The organism is Rhodanobacter sp. G2-10 (genome assembly GCF_055809185.1).
Genome location: NZ_CM147900.1, coordinates 662,296 through 678,999, shown reverse-complemented (window position 1 = coordinate 678,999; position 16,704 = coordinate 662,296). Strand labels below are relative to the sequence as shown.

Below are 16,704 nucleotides of genomic sequence, written 5' to 3'. Positions count from 1 at the left end.
GCATTTGAGAAAGATCAGGCAAGTGCTTGCTCCAATTCAGCTTTCAGGTCTTCAATGTCTTCAACGCCGACAGAGAGCCTCACCAACCCATCAGTGATTCCCAATCGTCGCCGGATAGCCGCAGGCACCGAGGCGTGAGTCATGATAGCGGGGTGCTCGATCAGACTCTCCACGCCGCCCAGGGACTCGGCCAGTGCAAATAACGTGCACTTCTCGAGCATGCGACGTGCTTTCTTCAGCCCGCCCTTGACCTCGATCGTGACGATGCCACCGAAACCATGCATCTGGCGCTTCGCCAGGGCATGCTGCGGGTGGCTCTTCAGGCCGGGGTAGATCACACGCTCGATCGCCGGGTGCTTTTCCAACCACCTGGCCAGCTCCAGCGCACTGGCACAGTGCTGGCGCATACGCAAATGCAGGGTTTTCAAACCGCGCATGGCGAGAAACGCGTCGAACGGGCCCGCCACAGCGCCTACGGAGTTCTGCAGAAAGCCCATTGGCTCCGCCAGCTCCGGATTGCCGGCGACCACGACGCCTCCAACCATGTCGGAATGGCCGTTTATGTATTTCGTGGCAGAGTGCAGGACCAGGTCGGCGCCGTATTCCAACGGTCGCTGCACCATTGGTGAGCAGAACGTATTGTCAACCACCAAGATCAAGCCATGCTTCTTGGCAAACGAGGCAACCTTGGCCAGGTCAACCAGTTTCAGCATGGGGTTGGTCGGCGTTTCGGCCCAGATCATCTTCGTGTTGGGCTTCAGGGCAGCCTTCAGGGCTTGGCCGTCGTTCAAGTCGACGAAACTGAAGTCCAGTCCGGCCGAGCGTCGACGCACCTTCTCGAACAACCGGTAGGTGCCCCCGTAAAGGTCATCCATCGCGATAACGTGGCTACCTGAATCGAGCAGGTCCAACACGGTCGCCGCTGCAGCCAGGCCGGAAGCGAAGGCAAAACCGGCCACGCCGCCCTCCAGATCCGCGACGCAACGCTCGTAGGCCATGCGGGTGGGATTCTGACTACGCGAATATTCGTAGCCTTGGTGCTTGCCTGGACTGCGCTGCACATAGGTCGAGGTGGCGTAGATCGGCGTCATGATGGCGCCAGTGCTGGGGTCGGGGTGCTGGCCGGCGTGAATGGCGCGGGTGCCCATTCCCTGCTCGTTGGATTTTTTCCTACTTTTCATCGGCTCGGTGTCTCTCTATGGGCAGGATGGATCGCGTGCATGGTGATCAAGCCTGTGATTGTAGCTGTCTTGGGGGAATCGCCGGGCAAACGCATGTAGATGACATTCATCCTCAATTGAGCAAACTTCCGGCTCTGGAGTCGCTTCGATGGCTTCGGAACAGCGAAATTTCCAACAGTGCTTGGTCATTGCGCCCGGAACCGGCATCATTTGCGATTCGCCTGGGCGCTATCGCCTTGTCACCTCATTTCCTGATCAACCATGGACGTACCTAGATGAACGAATCATCCACACGGACTGGAACCTTGCTGGTTACCGGCGGAGCGGGCTTCATCGGCGCCAACTTCGTGCTGCAGGCGATCGTCGACGGCATGCGCGTGGTGAACCTCGACAAACTGACATACGCCGGCAATCCGGACACGCTCGCGTCGCTTGACAACAACAGTCGGCACGTATTCGTGCAGGGCGATATCGGCGACCGCAGGCTGGTGGCCCGACTGCTGGCCGAGTACCGGCCCGACGCCATCGTGAATTTTGCCGCTGAGTCACACGTGGATCGCTCGATCGACGGCCCTGCCGAGTTCGTGCAGACCAACGTGGTGGGCACGCTGGGGCTGCTTGAATGCGTCCGCGACCACTGGCGCAGCCTGGATGGCAGGATGCGTGAAGCGTTCCGCTTCCTGCATGTGTCGACCGACGAGGTCTACGGCTCGCTGGGGCCCGACGGCAAGTTCACCGAAACCACACCGTACGCACCAAATTCGCCGTATTCGGCCTCCAAAGCCGCTTCCGACCACCTGGTGCGCGCGTTCCACCACACCTACGGGCTGCCGGTGCTGACCACCAACTGCTCGAACAACTATGGTCCGTACCAATTCCCCGAAAAGCTGATTCCGCTGGTCATCCAGAAAGCACTGGCTGGCGAACCGTTGCCGGTTTATGGCGACGGCAAAAACATTCGCGACTGGCTGTTCGTCGGCGACCACTGCAGCGCAATCCGCCGTGTGCTTGAGGCCGGCCGCGTCGGCGAGACCTACAACGTAGGCGGCAATGCCGAACGCGAGAACATATCCGTCGTGAAGACCATCTGCGCTCTGCTCGACGCACGGCAACCGTTGCCCCACGGCAAGGCGCGCGAAGCTCTGATCACCTACGTGAAGGATCGTCCCGGCCACGATCGCCGCTACGCCATCGACTCCAGCAAGTTGCAGGAGGAACTTGGCTGGGCGCCGACGCACACCTTCGAGAGTGGTATTGCGCAGACGGTGGACTGGTATCTCGATCACCAGCCTTGGGTGCAACGCGTACTCGATGGCAGCTATCGCATGGAGCGGCTCGGCTCATGAGCGCACAGAAAGGCATCATCCTGGCCGGCGGCTCCGGCACCCGCCTGCATCCGATCACCCGCGCGATCAGCAAGCAATTGCTGCCGGTGTACGACAAACCGATGATCTACTACCCGCTCGCCACCTTGATGCTGGCCGGTATCCGCGACATCCTGGTAATCAACACGCCGCATGAGCAGGAAATGTTCCAGCGCCTGCTTGGCGACGGATCGCGATGGGGCATCGACATCCGATATGCGGTGCAGCCGTCGCCGGATGGTCTGGCGCAGGCGTTCACCATCGGCCGCGACTTCGTTGATGGCAAGCCGAGCTGTCTGGTGCTGGGCGACAATATCTTCTATGGCCACGGCTTTACCGATCGCCTCAGGCGTGCCGCCGCGCGAGAGCATGGCGCCACCGTGTTCGGTTACTGGGTGAAGGACCCCGAACGCTACGGCGTGGCGGAGTTTGACGCCAGCGGCAAGGTGATCGGACTGGAGGAGAAGCCCGCCGCGCCAAAGTCGCACTACGCCGTCACCGGTCTGTATTTCTATGACGCACGTGCTTGCGACTTCGCCGCGGCACTGAAACCTTCGCCACGCGGCGAGCTGGAGATCACCGATCTCAACCGCTGCTATCTCGACGACGGCTCGTTGCAGCTAGAACAGCTCGGTCGAGGCTTCGCCTGGCTCGATACCGGCACCCACGAGTCGCTGATGGAGGCTGGCAACTACATCCAGACAATCGAGAATCGTCAGGGCTTGAAAGTGTGCTGTCCGGAGGAGATTGCGCACCACAACGGATGGATCGACGACGAGCAATTGCTGCACCTGGCAGAGCCGCTCGCCAAGACTGCCTATGGCCGTTACCTGCAGGTACTGGCACGCGAGGGGCATGCGCGGTGAAAGTGATCGAGACCGCGTTGCCCGGCGCCCTGATCCTCGAACCGCAGGTGTTCGGCGATGCGCGTGGCTTCTTTTATGAGAGCTACAACCAGGCGACGTTCCGCGACGCCGGCATCGACCACCACTTCGTGCAATCCAACGTCTCCCGATCTGCCAAGGGCGTGCTGCGCGGCCTGCATTACCAGTGGCCGAACCCCCAGGGCAAACTGATCAGCGTGCTCGAAGGTGAGGTATACGATGTCGCGGTAGACATCCGTCGCGGCTCACCCACGTTTGGTCAGTCAGCCGGCGTGATGCTGACGGCTGCCAACCATCGGCATCTTTGGATTCCCGAAGGGTTTGCGCACGGATTCTGCGTGCTGTCGGAGTTTGCTACCTTCACTTACCAGTGCACCGCGCTGTACGACGCAAAGGCGGATGCGGGCATCCGCTGGAACGACGCAGCGCTGGGGATCGACTGGCCGATCAGCAACCCACTGCTGTCAGACAAGGACAGCAAGACACCCTTGCTCGAAGACGTGCCGGCGGAGCGGCTGCCGGTCTACCTGCCGTGAGAATCCTGCTGCTCGGCGCGAACGGCCAGCTTGGCCGCACTTTTCTTGAACAGGGCGGACTGGCCGCGCGTGGCAAGCTGACGGCCGCCAGTCGCGACGGCGTGTTGACGTCCGGTGGACATGGCGAAATCGCCGACCTGTCGCGCCCTGATTCGCTGCCCGCCCTGCTCGACCGCGTGCAGCCGGAGGTGATCGTGAATGCGGCCGCCTATACCGCGGTCGACCGCGCCGAACAGGAAGATGCGCTGGCCACCCGCGTCAACGGCGAGGCCGTTGGCGTCATGGCGCAGTGGGCCGCGGCGCGCGGCGCCTTGGTGATTCACTACTCCACCGATTACGTGTTCGACGGGCGCCAGTCGCAACCCTACGCGGTGGATGCGCCGACCGCACCGCTTGGGGCCTACGGCCGCAGCAAACTGGTCGGTGAACTCGCACTGCGCGAAAGCGGCGCGGACCACCTGATCTTCCGTACTGCCTGGGTCTACGCGGCGCATGGTCATAATTTCCTGCGCACCATGCTGCGTCTGGGCGCCGAGCGTGAAGAATTGCGCGTGGTGGACGACCAACACGGCGCGCCGACCGACACCGGCCTGATCGTGTCAGCCAGCCTGGTTGCGCTTGATGGCTGGCAACGAGCGAGCGCCGCGCAGCGTCGACAGCTTGGAGGAACGCATCACCTGGTCGCCAGTGGCGCGACCAACTGGCATGGTTTCGCCAGCGCGATCTTCGAACAGGCGGTAGCCAACGGCCTGCTTGTCCGGCAGCCACGGACCATTGCGATCAGCAGCGCCGACTACCCGACGCCGGCCAGGCGACCCGCATGGTCGCTGCTGGACAACACGCGTTTCCAGCAGCAGTTTTCGGCGACCTTGCCGGATTGGCGCGTCGGCCTGCATAGCGTGATCACCCGGCTCGCCAACCAGAACACCACCCGCGCGTAGGCGATGCCAATGTCGGTGTAGGGCGGGCTCTGCCCGCCACGCTCCGTCATGTAATGATCAAGGCAAGAGCCGGCGGGCGGAGCCCGCCCTACGGTAGGGGTTGCCGCGTTTCGTCAGCCGTAGGGCGGGCTCTGCCCGCCACGCTGCGTCACGTAAAGGTCAAGGCAAGAGCCGGCGGGCAGAGCCCGCCCTACGGGCGCATGGCCTGCATGACGTGATCACCCCGCTCGCCGGCCAGGACTCCACACTGCGTACGTCGCGGATGCGAATTGCCGCGTAGGGCGGGCTTTGCCCGCCACGCTCCGCCACGCAAATATCGAGGCAGGAGCCGGCGGGCGGAGCCCGCCCTACGGTACGGGTTGCTGCGTTTCGTCAGCTGCAGGGCGGGCTCTGCCCGCCGGCTTCTGCTCCGGATCGACGCGCGGCGGGCGACGCCAAAAGACAGCGATGGTGCTTTTGGCCCACAATCTGGTGAATTCTTTCCAAAACCAGGCGCGGAACGACATGTTGATTCCCCTCATCCTCAGTGGCGGCAGCGGCACCAGGTTGTGGCCGGTGTCGCGCAAGAATCTGCCCAAGCAGTTCCTCGCCCTGGCCGGCCAGGGCACACTGTTCCAGCAAACCATCGCACGCACGCGGCAACTGCCGGAGGTTGCCGCGCCGATCGTGGTGGCCAGCGAGGACCATCGCTTTCTTGCTGCCGACCAGTTGCTGGAGGCCGGCATCGAAGGCGCCGACATCGTGCTGGAACCGCTGGCGCGCAATACGGCCCCGGCAATCGCCCTGGGTGCACTGCAGGCCTTGCAGCGTGATCCCGATGCGATCCTGCTGGTGCTGCCGGCCGACCATCTGATCGGCGACACGGCGGCGTTCGTCGAGGCCGTGACACGGGCGATGCCGCTGGCCACACAGGGCTGGCTGGTGACGTTTGGCATCCGCCCGGATCGCCCGGATACCGGTTTCGGCTACATCCGGCGCACCGACTCGATCGACGATCACGGTTTCCGCGTCGGCGAATTTGTCGAAAAGCCCAACCTGGCCACCGCCACCTCGTACCTGGCCGACGGCGGCTACGACTGGAACTCCGGCATGTTCCTGTTCAAGGCCGCGCGTTATCTGGAAGAGCTTGAGCAGCATGCTCCGGACATGCTCGGCGCGGTACGCGACGCCCACGCCAGGGCCAGTGCCGACCTGGATTTCGTGCGTATCGATCGCGACGCGTTCGCCCGCGTCCCGGAAAACTCGATCGACTACGCGGTGATGGAAAAGACACGGCGTGCCGCGGTAATTCCGGTCAGTTGCGCGTGGAGCGATATCGGCTCGTGGTCGGCGCTGTGGCTCACCGGCGACAAGGACGCCGACGGCAACCTGCGCGAAGGCGACACGATGGCGGTGGACAGCCGCAACTCGCTGCTGCGCTCGCACGATCGCCATCTGCTTGCCACCGTTGGCATCGACGACCTGATCGTGGTGACCACCCCGGACGCCACCCTGGTCGCACACCGCGGCGCCGCGCAGGACGTGAAGAAGATCGTCGAACAGCTCAAGGCCGCCGGCCGCAGCGAGCACGCGCTGCACCGCGTGGTGTACCGCCCCTGGGGCAACTACGACTCGCTGGAGGCGGGCGAGCGCTTCCAGGTCAAACGCATCGTGGTGAAACCCGGCGCCAGCCTGAGCCTGCAGAAACACCATCACCGTGCCGAACACTGGATCGTGGTCTCCGGCACCGCCGAAGTCACCTGCGACGACAAGGTGTTCCTGCTCAGCGAAAACCAGAGCACCTTCATCCCGCTGGGCAGCAGGCACCGCCTGCGCAACCCCGGCAAGCTGCTACTGGAATTGATCGAGGTGCAGTCCGGCAGTTACCTGGGTGAGGACGACATCGTGCGCTTTGACGATGTCTATGGAAGGGCGTGAGATGCCTGCGGGCGACATGGTCTTCATGGGTCGCATCGCGGCCTGAGCCGCTCCAACAAGGTTTGACGCGCTGCCGGAGCGACTTCAGTGGCGTCCGCTTTTGCGCTACGAATCGCCGGTGTCTCCGGTATGAAAATGCCGCTTGAACGCCACTTCGCCCGTGGCCGGCTCTTCCAGCTCGCGTGCATGGCGATGCCCCGCGTACACCGCATGCGCGATCAGCCCCGGCGCCTCGGCGTCGCCAATGCAACGCAAGGTGTGAATGCCGGCGTCGGCCCACTCGACCTCGCGCAGCAGCAGGTCCTGGTACAGCACGTCGTGCGGCAGACGCGCGGTGACGGTGACAACGGCGTCGCAGGGGAGTTCTCGCACCCGGTGATCCCACACGTTCTCCAGCTGCAGCGAACGGTCGTGGAACGAATCGATGTTGTGCGACACCAGCGGTTCGATGTCGAGTTCGGCCATGCGCTTGCGGATGTGGCGGTAGTCAAGCGTGTGCTGGCTCCACGGCGCGATGCTGTCTTCAGGCGTGACGTAGACCACGTCGCAACCGTGCTGGCGCAGCAGCTCGGCGGCGACGCTGGCGTAGTAGAAACCGTCGTCGTCGAATACCACCACGCGCCCTTGCGGAAAGCGTCCGTCCATCAAATCATCGGGCGTGAACAGGCGCGGATGGTCTGCCAGGCCGTCGATGGTGGCGCCGTTGCTGCGGCCGTAACCGTCACGACGCCAGTGGCAGCCGGTGGCGAGCACCACGTGTTCGGCGCCGAAGTCCAGCACGTCCTGCGCGGTCATGCTTGAGTCTCGATAGATCGCGACGTTGCTCATCTTGCTGAGTTGCCCGGTACGCCAGTCGCGCACGCGCGCCCATTCGGCGAGGCCGGGCAGGCGTGCTTCGCGGGTCACGCGGCCGCCCAGTTCCTTGCGCGCTTCGGCCAGGCTCACCTCGTAACCGCGCTGACCCAGCGCGCGCGCCGCTTCCAGTCCGGCCGGGCCGGCGCCGATCACCAGCACGCGGCTGGCAGAACGCTTGGGCGCGATCCGTTCCGGATGCCAGCCCTTGCGCCATTCCTCGCCCATGGTCGGGTTTTGCGTGCAGCGGATCGGCGAGATGGTCATGTCGCCGGAGACGCAGATGTTGCAGCCGATGCATTCGCGGATGTCGTCGGCGCGGCCTTCCTCGATCTTCTTCGGCAGGAACGGATCGGCGATCGACGGGCGCGCGCAGCCGATCATGTCGAGCACGCCGCGCTTGAGCTGCGACACCATCGTGTCCGGCGAGGTGAAGCGGCCCACGCCGACCACCGGTTTGCTGGTGGCCTGTTTGACGAAATCGATGAACGGCTCCTGCGCGCCTTCGGCGGCGAAGCGCGAGGGCACCGAGTCGTTGTACCAGGCAGCGAGGTTCACGTCCCACAGGTCGGGCAGCTCGGCCAGCAGGGCGACGATGTCCTTCGCCTCGGCCAGTTCGACGCCGCCCGGGCCGAGCAACTCCTCGGTGGCAAAACGCAGGGCCACCGCGCATCGATCTCCGACGGCGTCCTTCGTGTCTTCAAGCACTTCGCGCAACAGGCGCACGCGGTTTTCCAGCGAGCCACCGTATTCATCGCTGCGTTGGTTGCGCCGGCGCTGCAGGAAATGCATCGCCAAGGACAGGTCGTGCGCGGCGTAGACGTAGATGATGTCCATCCCGGCGCGCTGGCCGCGGATCGCCGCCTCGCGATGCCAGCGGCGGTATTCGCGGATGTCGTGTTTCGTCATCGCCCGCGCCTGCGAGGGATAACCGTATTTGGAAGGCTGGTGCGACGGCGCGATCAACACTTCGCGCGAGTACAGGTTCGAGGCCGTCGGGCCGTTGTGGGTCAGCTCCAGCGCGGCCAGCGCGCCGTGCGCATGCACCTTGTCGCACATCAGCGCCAGCGCGGGAATGTCGCGGTCGTCCCATAGCCGCGCCTCCACGTACGGGGTGAGGTCGCCGCTGGGATGGATCTCGCATTCCTCGGTCGAAATCACCGCCCAGCCGCCCTCGGCTTTGACCTCGCGCATCGCCGCGTGCGCCAGCGGCATCGCATGGCGCCCATGCCGTTGCAGTGCGGTACCTGGAAGAAGCGGTTCTTCGCCGTGACCGGGCCGATCTTCAGCGGGGTGAACAGGAGGTCGTAGCGGGGATCGCGCATGGGGTTCAGACCTCGGCGGGCGCAATCGGCTTTCGCCGCAGTCGCATCAAGGCATACAGCGGCAGGCCGGCGGCGATCAGGCCCAGCGCATAGACGAACGGCTCGCCGCCGATGCCGACGAAGGCGAAGACCACGTAGACGATGCCGATGCCGGCGACCAGCAGCACGCCGCGTCCGCTGCAACCGGGCGCGCCGCGCCGCCACAATACGCCCAGCGCCAACGCGCAGCACAGGTACAACGGCAGGTTGGCGGCGGTGACCACCAGGGTGAGGAAGGTGAATGCCGCGACCAGTGAGCTGCTGTAGCTCATCCACACCATCACCGAGGCGAGCGCCCCGGTGATCAGCAGGGCGGCGACCGGCGCGCCATGCCGGTTGCCGCGCGCCAGCAGCGGTGGCAGCACGCCGCTGTCGGCCATGGTGCGGGTCAGCTGGCCGGCCAGCAAGGTCCAGCCGTTCAAGGCGCCGAGTCCGCTGATCACCACGAACAGCGCCAGCCAGCGACCCGACCCGGCATGCCCGAATGTGTCCATCAGCAGCGCAAACGGCGCGCTGGCGTTGGCCAGCGCGTCCTGCCGCAGCAACAGCAGCGGCACGGTGGACACGACGACGTAGATCAGCGCGACCACCACCGCGCCCGTCATCGTGGCACGCGGGATAGTGCGACCGGGGTTGTCGACGCGGCTGGCGGGAATGCTGGCGGACTCGATCCCGAGCATCGCGAACAGCGCAATCGTGGAGGCGGCCATCACGCCACCGAAAGTCACCGGCGTGGTCGGTGGGTGCGCCACGTAACTTTCAGGCGAGGTCAGCAGCACCCAGCCACCCAGCATGGCGATCGCCACCATCGGCAGCAGTTTCAGCGTGGTGGTGACAATCTGCACGATGCCGCCGGTGCGCACGCCGAACAGGTTGATCACGGTGAACATCCCGACCAGGATCAGTGCGAACCACACCGGTGGAATGATGCCCAGCTCGGGCATCACCACGGTGACATAGCCGACCACGCCGGTGGCCAGCGCCGCGTTGGTCAGCCACAGCGACACCCAGTACGCCCACATCGACATGTACGCGGGCAGTTCGCCGAGGGTGTCGCGCACATAGCCGTAGGGGCCATCGGCACCGGGCAGCGCAGCGGACAGATGCGCGAACACCCGCGCCAGCGCAAGGCAGCCGAACAGGGTGATGCCCCAGCCGATCAGCGCGTTGAAGCCGTAGGGCGCCAGCGAGGACGGCAGCAGGAAGATGCCCATGCCGATCACGTTGCCGACCACCAGCGCGGTACAGGTCCAGAAGCCGATCTTGCTGCGACCCCGCATGTCGGGCCTACCCTTTCAATTCGGTGGACGCCGGTGCGGCTGACGCCCGCTCATGCGGATTCTCCGGCCGGGCCGGCGTAGGCCGCCCGCAGCAGATTCTGGAAATGCCACACGCCGCTTTCGCGCTTCGGGCACAGTCGGCCGGGCGTATAGGCACCCGAAGCCAGACCACGCTGCACCGCTTCGCAGATGCCGATGTCCTCGTTCTGCACCTCGTCGCTGAAGCTGCGGTCGGCCTCGACGCGCGCCTGCGTGCCGGGGTCCTGCGCGTAGTAGTAGTCGAACACGATGCGGCAACGGCCCTGGCCCAGCGGCAGGATGCGGTTGGTCTGCAGCCGGCCGGGCATGATGTTGAGCATCACGTTGGGATAGATGAAGTAGTAGAACGCCTCGCCATCGCCGTAGATGTCGCTGCTGTTGCGCAGCGGCGAGGACTGCAGCGAGTGCCACGGAAAGAGTTCGGTGTCGTAGGCGCGGTAGTCGAGCACCTTGGACAGGCCCGGATGCACATGTGGCAGGTGGTAACCCTCGAGGAAATTGTCGACGTAGACCTTCCAGTTGCAGTCGATGTCGTAGGTGTCGCGGCGCAGATAGTGCATCGCCGACAAGTCGATCGGGGCAATGCGTTCGACGATGCCGGCGTACACCTCCTCGAACGGCGGCACGGCATCATCCAATGCCACGAACACCAGCCCTTGCCACTCGTGCACGCGCAGCGGCGGCAGGCGGATGTCCTCGACGTGGAAATCGGCCGCCTCCTGCATCTCCGGCGCACTGCGCAACTGGCCCTCAAGCGTATAGGTCCAGCCGTGGTATTTGCAGTGCAGCGCACGCGCGCCCTTGCCGTTGCACAGCGCCAGCGGCCCGGCACGATGGCGGCAGACGTTGGGAAAGGCGCGCAACACGCCGTCCTGACCGCGCACCACGATCACCGGTACCGCACCGATCTGCTCGACTACGTGGTCACCGGGTTCGGACAGTTGTCCGTGTTGGGCCACCAGCTGCCAGCTGCGCGCGAAGACGGCGCACTGCTCCAATGCCGCCATCGCGTCACCGGTGTAGTAGCGCGCCGGCAGCGCATGAGCGCGATCAAGTTGCTCAATCGTGGCATGGGTATGCATGAACACTGGCGCCCCGGCTCGATGGGTAGGAGGACTCTAGCAGCCTGTCGGGCCCGAGTGGTCAAGACGAGCAACCCTCAGCGTGAGCAAGCACGGGTGGCGATGCGCCGGCCCACCGTGCCTCGATCGAGCAGGATTAGGCGGGGCGATGGACAAGCCACTGGGCGCCCCGGCCATGCCCGACAGGCCGCCGGCGGCGGAGCAGCGCCGGCGCACTCATGACCTTCGAAAGCGCGCTGCACGAAGGCGCACACGCCATTTTTTTCGCGCCAGCCCACTATCAACCGCCGCAGTTCAGTTGTAGATTGCAGCCAGACCCGTGAGGAATCGCGCCCCCATGTCGCCCCTCGTGCCAATGCTGCAGCGGCCCGGAATCGCATCGGATCAACAGCCCGTGTCGGCGGCGGGTAGTCAGGCGTGAGCGAGGCCACGGCCACAGGTTCCCTGGAGCAGGCCCTGGCGCACGCCACCCGGCTGCTGGGACGGGATCCGGCACTGGCGATCGAACAGCTCGACGAAATCCTCGAAGCAGCCCCGGGCCACCCTGCCGCGTTGCGTTTGCTGGCGGCCGCGCGGTGCGAGCAAGGTCGGGTGCGCGATGCGCTCGACATCCTCATTCCGCTGGCGCGAAGCCAGCCGGACTGGGCGGTGCTGCATGCCGATCTGGGCGTCGCACTCGGTCAGTGTGGGCATGGCCAGCAAGCGATCGATACGCTGCGCCGCGCGGTGGCGCTCAAGCCTGATCTGCCGCAGGCGTGGCGCGCACTTGGCGACCATCTGATGGCGGCCGGCGAGCAGGCGGCGGCGGACGCGGCCTACGGCAACCACGTGCGCTACTCCACGCACGATCCCCGATTGATGACGGCCGCGGTGGCGCTCGCGGAGGACCGCATTCCCGAGGCCGAGGCGCTGCTGCGCGAACACCTCAAGCAGGCGCCCACCGATGTCGCCGCGATCCGCATGTTCGCCGAGGTGGCCGCGCGGGTCGGTCGCAACGACGACGCCCTGAACCTGCTTGCACGCTGCCTCGAGCTGGCGCCGGGCTTTGATGCCGCACGCCAGAACTACGCCCTGCTGCTGCATCGTGGCAATCGACCCGCGGAGGCGCTGGCGCAGATCGAGCACCTGCTGGCCCGCGACCCCGCCCACCCCGGATACCGCAATATCAAGGCGGTGGTGCTGTGTCGCACCGGCGACTACGAACCGGCGATCGCCATTTACGCCGACCTGCTGCAGTCCTATCCGGGCAATCCGAAGGTCTGGATGAGCTACGGTCACGCCCTGAAGACCGCCGGCCACACCGAGCGCGCCATTGCCGCCTACCGGCGCAGCCTCGAATTGCAGCCATCATTCGGCGAAGTCTGGTGGAGCCTGGCCAACCTCAAGACGTTCCGCTTCAGCGCGGTCGATCTGGCATCGATGAGCGAACAACTGACCCATGCGGAGCTGTCGGAGGAAGACCGCCTGCATCTGGAGTTCGCCGTCGGCAAGGCGCTGGAGGACGCCGCGGCCTATGCGGATTCGTTCGGTCACTACGCGAAGGGCAATGCGATCCGGCGCAACCAGCTTCATTACAGTGCCGACGACACCCATGCGCGCGTGGAGCACATCCGCCGGCAATACACTGCCAGCTTTTTTGCCGCGCGCGCCGGCATGGGCAACCCTGCACGCGACCCGATCTTCATCGTCGGCCTGCCGCGTTCCGGTTCCACCTTGCTCGAGCAGATCCTGTCCAGCCACAGCCAGGTCGAGGGCACGATGGAGCTGCCCGAGGTCACCTCGATCACGCGCCTGCTGCGCGCGCAGGGCGACGTTGACGGCGCCATGCCGTACCACACCACGCTGGCCGGGCTGGATGCCGCTGCCCTGCTGGCGCTGGGCGAACGCTACCTCGCGCAAACGCGCATCCAGCGCAAGACCCGGGCGCCGTTGTTCATCGACAAGATGCCGAACAACTTCATGCACATCGGGCTGATCCATCTGATGTTGCCCAACGCCACCATCATCGACGCGCGGCGGCATCCGCTGGCCTGTGGTTTCTCCATCTTCAAGCAGCACTTCGCACGCGGCCAGGGTTTCAGCTACAGCCTGGAGGACATCGGGCGCTACTACCGCGACTACGTGACGCTGATGGCGCACTTTGACGAGGTGCTGCCCGGCCGCATTCACCGCGTCATCTACGAACGCATGGTCGAGGACACCGCGGGCGAGGTACGCCGGCTGCTCGATCATTGCGGACTGCCGTTCGAGGCCTCCTGCCTGCGCTTCTTCGAGAATGCGCGGCCGGTCCGCACCGCCAGTTCCGAACAGGTGCGCCAGCCGATCTACCGGCAAGGGGTGGATCACTGGCAACACTACGCGCCGTGGCTCGGGCCGCTGGCATCGGCCGTGGGGCCGGCACTGGAAAGATATCCGCATCCACCTGACGTGCATTGAACGCGTCAGATACCGCTGGCTTGTTGTCAACTGGAAAGGGGAGCAACCATGCAGCAGAAGAATGGCGAACGGCGCAACAACACGCCACGGACGCGATTGGCCCGCTTGCCGTTGGCGGCGGCGATCTGTCTGGCGATGGCCGCACCGGCCCTTGCGCAGGACAATGGGCAAGCCGCGAACCCTGCAGCGACGCCATCCACCAAGGCAAAAACCGTAACGCTGGGCGAGGTCACGGTGACCGCGCAGAAGCGCACCGAAAACCTGCAGAACGTACCGATCAGCATCGACGTGCTGGCCTCCGACCAACTGGAGGCGCTTCACGTGCAGAGTTTCAACGACTACGTGAAGTACCTGCCCAGCGTCACCTTCCAGCAGGGCGGTGGCGGCATTGCCACCGGGCCGGGCTTCGCCAGCATCTACATGCGCGGCGTGGCCAGTGGCGGCAACACCAACCACTCCGGGTCGCAGCCGAGCGTGGGCGTCTATCTGGATGACCAACCGGTCACCACGATCCAGGGGCCGCTCGACATCCACATGTATGACATCGCGCGGATCGAGGTGCTGGCAGGCCCGCAGGGCACGTTGTATGGCGCGAGCGCCGAGGCGGGTGCCTTGCGCATCATCACCAATCAGCCCGACCCCACCGGCTTCGCTGCGAATTATGCGATCGGCACCGACAAGGTGGCGCACGGGGGCATCGGCGAGACCGTCGAAGGGATGCTGAACCTTCCGCTCAACAAGCACGCGGCAATCCGCCTGGTCGGCTGGCACGAACACGATGCCGGCTACATCGACAACAAGGCCGGCTCGCGCACCTTCCCGGTTTCCGGCATCACCGTCAGCAATGCCGACGACTGCACGCCGAGCGCCACGCTGCAGTGCATCGGACACGCCCGCAAGCACTACAACGACGCCACCACCAACGGGGCCCGCGCCGCGCTGAAAGTGGATCTCGACGACAACTGGTCGATCAGCCCGACCCTGATGGGACAGCAGACGATTTCGCACGGCACCTTTGCCAGCGACCCGGTGGTCGGCGACCTCGCGGTGACCCATTTTTATCCCGAGCGCGTCAACGACCGCTGGTGGCAGGGCGCGCTCACCGTGCAGGGCAAGATCGGCAATTTCGACCTGACCTATGCCTACGCGCACCTGAAGCGCAACCAGGAGGAGCAGACCGACTACAACGACTACTCGTTCTGGTACGACCAGCTGCCGTATACCTACGGCAACTACATTTATGACAACAGCGGCGCACTGATCAACCCGTCCGAATTCATCAGCGACCGCGATCACTACAGCAACACCAGCCACGAATTGCGCATCGTCTCGCCGAAGGAGGATCGCCTGCGGCTGGTGGCCGGCGCGTTCTGGCAGAAGCAGAAGCACGACATCATGCAGGACTACCAGATCAACGACCTGGCCGACTCGCTCTCGGTGGCGGGCTGGCCGAACACGATCTGGCTGACCCGGCAGATGCGCTACGACCACGACGAGGCGATATTCGGCGAACTCTCCTGGGACTTCATCCCCGACGTACTCACTGGCACGGTCGGCGGCCGCTACTTCCGCACCCGCAACAACCTGTACGGCTTCTACGGCTTCAGCAAGGGCTTCTCGCCAAACTCGAGTTATGGCGAGGCAGGCTGCATTTCGCCCGAGCCGTTCATGGGCGCACCCTGTCTGGACTTCAACAAGCAGGTCAAGGAAAGCGGCACGCTGAGCAAGGTCAACCTGACCTGGAACATGACGCCAACCAAGATGCTCTACCTCACCCGCTCCGAAGGCTTCCGTCCCGGCGGCGTCAACCGCGCCGGCCAGTTGCCGCCCTACCAGGCGGATTTCCTGACCAACCTCGAGCTCGGCTGGAAGACCACCTGGTTCGACAACCAGCTGTCATTCAATGGCGCGGTATTCCGCGAGAAATGGAACGACTTCCAGTTCAACATCCTCGGCGCCAATGGCCTGACCCAGATCAAGAACGCGAACTCGGCCCGCATCGACGGCCTGGAATCGCAGTTGAACTGGCAAGCCACCTACAACCTGAACCTCAGCGTCGGCGTGGCGTTGTACGACGCCAAGCTGACGGCGAACTATTGCGGGTTCACCGACGCCAACGGCAACGCCGTCACCAACTGTCCGGCCGGCACCATCAATCCGCAGACCGGCGACACGGTGAGCGGGCCGCAGGCGCCCAAGGGCACCCGCTTGCCGATCACGCCGCGCTTCAAGGGCAACCTGATTGCGCGTTACGCGTTCAGCCTCGGCAACAGCGACGCTTTCGTGCAGGCCGCCGTCGTGCATGTCGGAACGCGCACCACCGACCTGCGGTTGAACGAACGCGCGCTGCTGGGCAACCTGCCGGCCTACACCTCGGCCGACATCTCCGCCGGCATCCAGAAGAACAACTGGTCGGTGAACGTCTACGTCGACAACGTGTTCGACAAGCGCGCGGCGCTGTACAAGTTCACCGAGTGCGGCGTCACCATCTGCGCGGCGCACTACGATCCCGCGACCGGCTACGGTTCGCCTCTGTATCCCAACGGGCAGGTCTACACCGGCTTCAGCCAGCCGCGCACGTTCGGCATCCGCTTCAAGCAGGATTTCTAGCAGTCCGTCGCAGGGCAGCTCGATGGCCCCGGTTCCGGCCGGGGTCGGTGCACGGGCACGGCCGGTGGAGCAGAGATCGATCGCAGCCCGAAGATTTCCACGGCCCCCGCTCCGGATTCGCGGCGACGCGCATGCGCCGGGAGAGATCAATCACGCCAGGCACCCCCGCTGAAAAACGCAAAATATTGCGTGCCTGTCTTGATGACACCAGCACATCT

General features: G+C 64.9%; 11 protein-coding genes. 7 read left to right on the top strand and 4 right to left on the bottom strand.

From position 1 onward, the window contains the following. Window positions 1-14: 14 nt before the first annotated feature. Window positions 15-1,181, bottom strand: a complete 1,167-nt coding sequence (locus AC0L58_RS03020) for a cystathionine gamma-synthase (protein ID WP_473686551.1) — start codon at window positions 1,179-1,181, stop codon at window positions 15-17. Between the two features lie 275 nt (window positions 1,182-1,456). Between AC0L58_RS03020 and rfbB the strand changes: the two genes are divergently transcribed. The 5 genes from rfbB (at window position 1,457) to AC0L58_RS02995 (ending at window position 6,823) form a co-directional block, all read left to right on the top strand. Further along, window positions 1,457-2,527 carry a dTDP-glucose 4,6-dehydratase gene (gene rfbB / locus AC0L58_RS03015; protein WP_473686549.1) on the top strand — a complete coding sequence of 357 codons (1,071 nt, stop codon included), beginning with the start codon at window positions 1,457-1,459 and terminating at the stop codon, window positions 2,525-2,527. Next, the gene (gene rfbA, locus AC0L58_RS03010) at window positions 2,524-3,411 is read left to right on the top strand and encodes a glucose-1-phosphate thymidylyltransferase RfbA (RefSeq protein WP_473686547.1); all 888 of its coding nucleotides are present in this window, start codon (window positions 2,524-2,526) and stop codon (window positions 3,409-3,411) included. The genes rfbB and rfbA overlap by 4 nt, the downstream gene beginning before the upstream one ends. Continuing rightward, the gene (gene rfbC / locus AC0L58_RS03005; RefSeq protein WP_473686545.1) at window positions 3,408-3,965 is read left to right on the top strand and encodes a dTDP-4-dehydrorhamnose 3,5-epimerase; all 558 of its coding nucleotides are present in this window, start codon (window positions 3,408-3,410) and stop codon (window positions 3,963-3,965) included. The genes rfbA and rfbC overlap by 4 nt, the downstream gene beginning before the upstream one ends. Continuing rightward, window positions 3,962-4,906 carry a dTDP-4-dehydrorhamnose reductase gene (gene rfbD / locus AC0L58_RS03000; protein ID WP_473686543.1) on the top strand — a complete coding sequence of 315 codons (945 nt, stop codon included), beginning with the start codon at window positions 3,962-3,964 and terminating at the stop codon, window positions 4,904-4,906. Before rfbC ends, rfbD begins: the two co-directional genes overlap by 4 nt. A 504-nt stretch (window positions 4,907-5,410) precedes the next feature. Next, complete coding sequence (locus AC0L58_RS02995; protein ID WP_473686542.1) at window positions 5,411-6,823, top strand: mannose-1-phosphate guanylyltransferase/mannose-6-phosphate isomerase; 1,413 nt, start codon at window positions 5,411-5,413, stop codon at window positions 6,821-6,823. 105 nt (window positions 6,824-6,928) lie between these two features. Here AC0L58_RS02995 and AC0L58_RS02990 read toward each other — a convergent pair whose 3' ends face one another. From AC0L58_RS02990 to AC0L58_RS02980, 3 genes are all read right to left on the bottom strand, one after another. After that, complete coding sequence (locus AC0L58_RS02990; protein WP_473686540.1) at window positions 6,929-8,890, bottom strand: oxidoreductase; 1,962 nt, start codon at window positions 8,888-8,890, stop codon at window positions 6,929-6,931. Between the two features lie 115 nt (window positions 8,891-9,005). Continuing rightward, window positions 9,006-10,319 (bottom strand): amino acid permease, encoded by a 1,314-nt coding sequence (locus tag AC0L58_RS02985; protein ID WP_473686538.1) that lies wholly within the window; start codon window positions 10,317-10,319, stop codon window positions 9,006-9,008. Window positions 10,320-10,369: 50 nt separating this feature from the next. Further along, window positions 10,370-11,440 carry an aromatic ring-hydroxylating oxygenase subunit alpha gene (locus tag AC0L58_RS02980; RefSeq protein WP_473686536.1) on the bottom strand — a complete coding sequence of 357 codons (1,071 nt, stop codon included), beginning with the start codon at window positions 11,438-11,440 and terminating at the stop codon, window positions 10,370-10,372. A 417-nt stretch (window positions 11,441-11,857) separates the two neighbouring features. Between AC0L58_RS02980 and AC0L58_RS02975 the strand changes: the two genes are divergently transcribed. Both AC0L58_RS02975 and AC0L58_RS02970 read left to right on the top strand, forming a co-directional pair. Continuing rightward, a complete protein-coding gene (locus tag AC0L58_RS02975) occupies window positions 11,858-13,876 on the top strand; it encodes a tetratricopeptide repeat-containing sulfotransferase family protein (protein ID WP_473686534.1) in 2,019 nt (672 codons plus the stop codon). 48 nt (window positions 13,877-13,924) lie between these two features. Continuing rightward, window positions 13,925-16,486: a TonB-dependent receptor gene (locus AC0L58_RS02970; RefSeq protein WP_473686532.1), complete on the top strand. Its 2,562-nt coding sequence runs from the start codon at window positions 13,925-13,927 to the stop codon at window positions 16,484-16,486. Window positions 16,487-16,704 lie beyond the last annotated feature (218 nt).